Annotated in this window: 3 rRNA genes; all 3 read left to right on the top strand. The window is 55.5% G+C overall.

The features are described 5' to 3' along the window. The first annotated feature begins 208 nt into the window (after positions 1-208). Positions 209-1,731 (top strand): 16S ribosomal RNA (locus MK786_RS16240). 422 nt (positions 1,732-2,153) lie between these two features. Continuing rightward, positions 2,154-5,257: ribosomal RNA gene (locus tag MK786_RS16235) — 23S ribosomal RNA — on the top strand. 105 nt (positions 5,258-5,362) lie between these two features. Then, a 5S ribosomal RNA gene (gene rrf / locus MK786_RS16230) occupies positions 5,363-5,479 on the top strand. The 16S, 23S and 5S rRNA genes sit together here, the layout of an rRNA operon. Positions 5,480-5,529: the final 50 nt, after the last annotated feature.

The following is a 5,529-nucleotide window of genomic DNA, read 5'->3' as shown; positions in this document are numbered from 1 at the left end:
GGAGCGTCCGATCCTTGAGAACTCAACAGCGTGCACTTGTCAAATGCCAATTAACCTCGTCGGTCATTTTTTGATCGTTTGAGATTCCTTTGGATCAAGTCCAGCCTCTTTTTGGGGTTGGCGTATGGATTGTCAGTGATGGCATCCGTTTGGTCAGTTTCGAACTCGCTGCTGTGGCTCTTTTTCCGGGTCGTGGTGGCAAACATTTTTTATGGAGAGTTTGATCCTGGCTCAGGATGAACGCTGGCGGCGTGCTTAACACATGCAAGTCGAACGGTGAAGCAGAGCTTGCTCTGTGGATCAGTGGCGAACGGGTGAGTAACACGTGAGCAACCTGCCCCGGACTCTGGGATAAGCGCTGGAAACGGCGTCTAATACTGGATACGAGCAGCGGAGGCATCTCCAGCTGCTGGAAAGATTTTTTGGTCTGGGATGGGCTCGCGGCCTATCAGCTTGTTGGTGAGGTAATGGCTCACCAAGGCGTCGACGGGTAGCCGGCCTGAGAGGGTGACCGGCCACACTGGGACTGAGACACGGCCCAGACTCCTACGGGAGGCAGCAGTGGGGAATATTGCACAATGGGCGGAAGCCTGATGCAGCAACGCCGCGTGAGGGACGACGGCCTTCGGGTTGTAAACCTCTTTTAGCAAGGAAGAAGCGAAAGTGACGGTACTTGCAGAAAAAGCGCCGGCTAACTACGTGCCAGCAGCCGCGGTAATACGTAGGGCGCAAGCGTTATCCGGAATTATTGGGCGTAAAGAGCTCGTAGGCGGTTTGTCGCGTCTGCTGTGAAAACCCGAGGCTCAACCTCGGGCCTGCAGTGGGTACGGGCAGACTAGAGTGCGGTAGGGGAGATTGGAATTCCTGGTGTAGCGGTGGAATGCGCAGATATCAGGAGGAACACCGATGGCGAAGGCAGATCTCTGGGCCGTAACTGACGCTGAGGAGCGAAAGGGTGGGGAGCAAACAGGCTTAGATACCCTGGTAGTCCACCCCGTAAACGTTGGGAACTAGTTGTGGGGTCCATTCCACGGATTCCGTGACGCAGCTAACGCATTAAGTTCCCCGCCTGGGGAGTACGGCCGCAAGGCTAAAACTCAAAGGAATTGACGGGGACCCGCACAAGCGGCGGAGCATGCGGATTAATTCGATGCAACGCGAAGAACCTTACCAAGGCTTGACATACACGAGAACACCCTGGAAACAGGGGACTCTTTGGACACTCGTGAACAGGTGGTGCATGGTTGTCGTCAGCTCGTGTCGTGAGATGTTGGGTTAAGTCCCGCAACGAGCGCAACCCTCGTTCTATGTTGCCAGCACGTAATGGTGGGAACTCATGGGATACTGCCGGGGTCAACTCGGAGGAAGGTGGGGATGACGTCAAATCATCATGCCCCTTATGTCTTGGGCTTCACGCATGCTACAATGGCCGGTACAAAGGGCTGCAATACCGTGAGGTGGAGCGAATCCCAAAAAGCCGGTCCCAGTTCGGATTGAGGTCTGCAACTCGACCTCATGAAGTCGGAGTCGCTAGTAATCGCAGATCAGCAACGCTGCGGTGAATACGTTCCCGGGTCTTGTACACACCGCCCGTCAAGTCATGAAAGTCGGTAACACCTGAAGCCGGTGGCCCAACCCTTGTGGAGGGAGCCGTCGAAGGTGGGATCGGTAATTAGGACTAAGTCGTAACAAGGTAGCCGTACCGGAAGGTGCGGCTGGATCACCTCCTTTCTAAGGAGCATCTGGCACTCTTCGGGGTGTCCAGGCGCCAGATCGAGACGAATGTTCTCGCTGGTAGCTCATGGGTGGAACATTTGATGAGGCTCCGTTCGGGAGATCTCCTGCTCAGTACGGCCTTCGGGTCTGGAACGGTGGGGGTGATGCTGGCGGGGCGTGCACGTTGTTGGGTCCTGAGGGACCGGATGCGGGGACCTGTTGGGTTTCTGCGGCTGGGACTTCTGGGCTCATCCTTCATGTCGGCGGATGCCGGCTGCGGGGTGGGGACCGCCCGTACTTTGAGAACTACACAGTGGACGCGAGCATCTTTGCGAGCCGGATCTTTGATCTGGTTCGTTTTTGATGATCTTAAAGATCATTAGTCAATTTCAGCTCGGACTTCGGTCCGGGTTCGATTCTTGATGAAACTCATGTGATTTCAAGTCTTTAAGAGCAAACGGTGGATGCCTTGGCATCTGGAGCCGAAGAAGGACGTAGCAATCTGCGATAAGCCTCGGGGAGTGGATAAGCACACTGTGATCCGAGGGTGTCCGAATGGGGAAACCCCGCTGGGCGGCGTGCCGACCCAGTGACTCCCGCCTGAATATATAGGGCGGGTAGAGGGAACGTGGGGAAGTGAAACATCTCAGTACCCACAGGAAGAGAAAGCAACCGCGATTCCGTTAGTAGTGGCGAGCGAAACCGGATCAGGCTAAACCGAGTACGTGTGATATCCGGCAGGAGTTGCGTATTCGGGGTTGTGGGACTTTCCGTGCTGTTCTGCCGAGCAGTGAACGTGATGCGGCGATATAGGTGAACGGTCTTGAAAGGCCGGCCAGAGTGGGTGCCAGCCCCGTAACCGAAATGTCGGACGCAGCGTGGAGAGTATCCCAAGTAGCACGGGGCCCGAGAAATCCCGTGTGAATCTGTCAGGACCACCTGATAAGCCTAAATACTCCCAGATGACCGATAGCGGACAAGTACCGTGAGGGAAAGGTGAAAAGTACCCCGGGAGGGGAGTGAAATAGTACCTGAAACCGTTTGCTTACAAACCGTTGGAGCCTCCTTAGCAGGGGTGACAGCGTGCCTTTTGAAGAATGAGCCTGCGAGTTAGCGATATGTGGCGAGGTTAACCCGTGTGGGGTAGCCGTAGCGAAAGCGAGTCTGAATAGGGCGATTCAGTCGCATGTCCTAGACCCGAAGCGAAGTGATCTATCCATGGCCAGGCTGAAGCGACGGTAAGACGTCGTGGAGGGCCGAACCCACTTAGGTTGAAAACTGAGGGGATGAGCTGTGGATAGGGGTGAAAGGCCAATCAAACTTCGTGATAGCTGGTTCTCTCCGAAATGCATTTAGGTGCAGCGTTGCGTGTTTCTTGCCGGAGGTAGAGCTACTGGATGGCCGATGGGCCCCACCAGGTTACTGACGTCAGCCAAACTCCGAATGCCGGTAAGTGAGAGCGCAGCAGTGAGACTGTGGGGGATAAGCTTCATAGTCGAGAGGGAAACAACCCAGACCACCAACTAAGGTCCCTAAGCGCGTGCTAAGTGGGAAAGGATGTGGAGTTGCTTAGACAACCAGGAGGTTGGCTTAGAAGCAGCCACCCTTGAAAGAGTGCGTAATAGCTCACTGGTCAAGTGATTCCGCGCCGACAATGTAACGGGGCTCAAGCACGCCACCGAAGTTGTGGCATTGACATTATTGGTAGGCCTTCGTGGTCCAGCCGTGTTGATGGGTAGGAGAGCGTCGTGTGGCCAGCGAAGCGGCGGGGTGACCCAGCCGTGGAGGCCACACGAGTGAGAATGCAGGCATGAGTAGCGAAAGACGTGTGAGAAACACGTCCTCCGAAAGACCAAGGGTTCCAGGGTCAAGCTAATCTTCCCTGGGTAAGTCGGGACCTAAGGCGAGGCCGACAGGCGTAGTCGATGGACAACGGGTTGATATTCCCGTACCGGCGAAGAACCGCCCAAACTAATCCAGTGGTGCTAAGTGCCCGAATTCCTTCGTACGATCCCTTCGGGGTGAGGCGGGGGAGCTAGCGCACGACCCCATGCTGGTGCGGTTAGCGTATTAACAGGTGTGACGCAGGAAGGTAGCCCAAGCCAGGCGATGGTTGTCCTGGTGCAAGTGCGTAGGCCGAGTCATAGGCAAATCCGTGACTCATACAGGCTGAGACACGATGCGGATGAAAAGTGGGTGATCCTATGCTGCCAAGAAAAGCATCGACGCGAGGTTCTAGCCGCCCGTACCCCAAACCGACTCAGGTGGTCAGGTAGAGAATACCAAGGAGATCGAGAGAATCGTGGTTAAGGAACTCGGCAAAATGCCCCCGTAACTTCGGGAGAAGGGGGGCCTTCGACGTATTAGGACTTGCTCCGAAAGCGTTTGGAGGCCGCAGAGACTAGTGGGTAGCGACTGTTTACTAAAAACACAGGTCCGTGCCAAGTCGCAAGACGATGTATACGGACTGACGCCTGCCCGGTGCTGGAAGGTTAAGAGGACCGGTTAGCCGCAAGGCGAAGCTGAGAATTTAAGCCCCAGTAAACGGCGGTGGTAACTATAACCATCCTAAGGTAGCGAAATTCCTTGTCGGGTAAGTTCCGACCTGCACGAATGGCGTAACGACTTCCCAACTGTCTCAACCGCGAACTCGGCGAAATTGCACTACGAGTAAAGATGCTCGTTACGCGCAGCAGGACGGAAAGACCCCGTGACCTTTACTACAGCTTGGTATTGGTGTTCGGTGTGGCTTGTGTAGGATAGGTGGGAGACTTTGAAGCGGTGACGCCAGTTACCGTGGAGTCATTGTTGAAATACCACTCTGGTCACTCTGGATATCTAACTTAGAACCGTAATCCGGTTCAGGGACAGTGCCTGGTGGGTAGTTTAACTGGGGCGGTTGCCTCCCAAAAAGTAACGGAGGCGCCCAAAGGTTCCCTCAACCTGGTTGGCAATCAGGTGGCGAGTGTAAGTGCACAAGGGAGCTTGACTGTGAGACTGACAGGTCGAGCAGGGACGAAAGTCGGGACTAGTGATCCGGCAGTGGCTTGTGGAAGCGCTGTCGCTCAACGGATAAAAGGTACCTCGGGGATAACAGGCTGATCTTGCCCAAGAGTCCATATCGACGGCATGGTTTGGCACCTCGATGTCGGCTCGTCGCATCCTGGGGCTGGAGTAGGTCCCAAGGGTTGGGCTGTTCGCCCATTAAAGCGGTACGCGAGCTGGGTTTAGAACGTCGTGAGACAGTTCGGTCCCTATCCGCTGCGCGCGTAGGAAGTTTGAGAGGATCTGACCCTAGTACGAGAGGACCGGGTTGGACGAACCTCTGGTGTGTCAGTTGTTCCGCCAGGAGCACCGCTGATTAGCTACGTTCGGGATGGATAACCGCTGAAAGCATCTAAGCGGGAAGCCGGCCTCAAGATGAGACTTCCATGCCTTCGGGCGAGAGGCTCCCAGCCAGACTACTGGGTTGATAGGCCAGATGTGGAAGCGTGGCAACACGTGCAGCTGACTGGTACTAATAAGCCGATGACTTGATAACACACCGTTCTAGGTGCTTGCGTCCACTGAGTGGTTCTCGATGTACGGTCGAGAACCGCACCAAACACGTCAATCGTTTGTGTGCAGACTGAAACATCAATAGTGTTTCGGCGGCCATAGCGAGAGGGAAACGCCCGGTCACATTCCGAACCCGGAAGCTAAGCCTCTCAGCGCCGATGGTACTGCAGGGGGGACCCTGTGGGAGAGTAGGACACCGCCGGACTTCCATTACCGAAATGGCCACCCAACGCAGGGTGGCCATTTCGCGTTAAC

Origin of the sequence: Microbacterium sp. CFH 31415, assembly GCF_022538185.1 — a bacterium.
Classification (GTDB): domain Bacteria; phylum Actinomycetota; class Actinomycetes; order Actinomycetales; family Microbacteriaceae; genus Microbacterium.
This window is presented reverse-complemented; position numbering and strand designations above follow the sequence as displayed.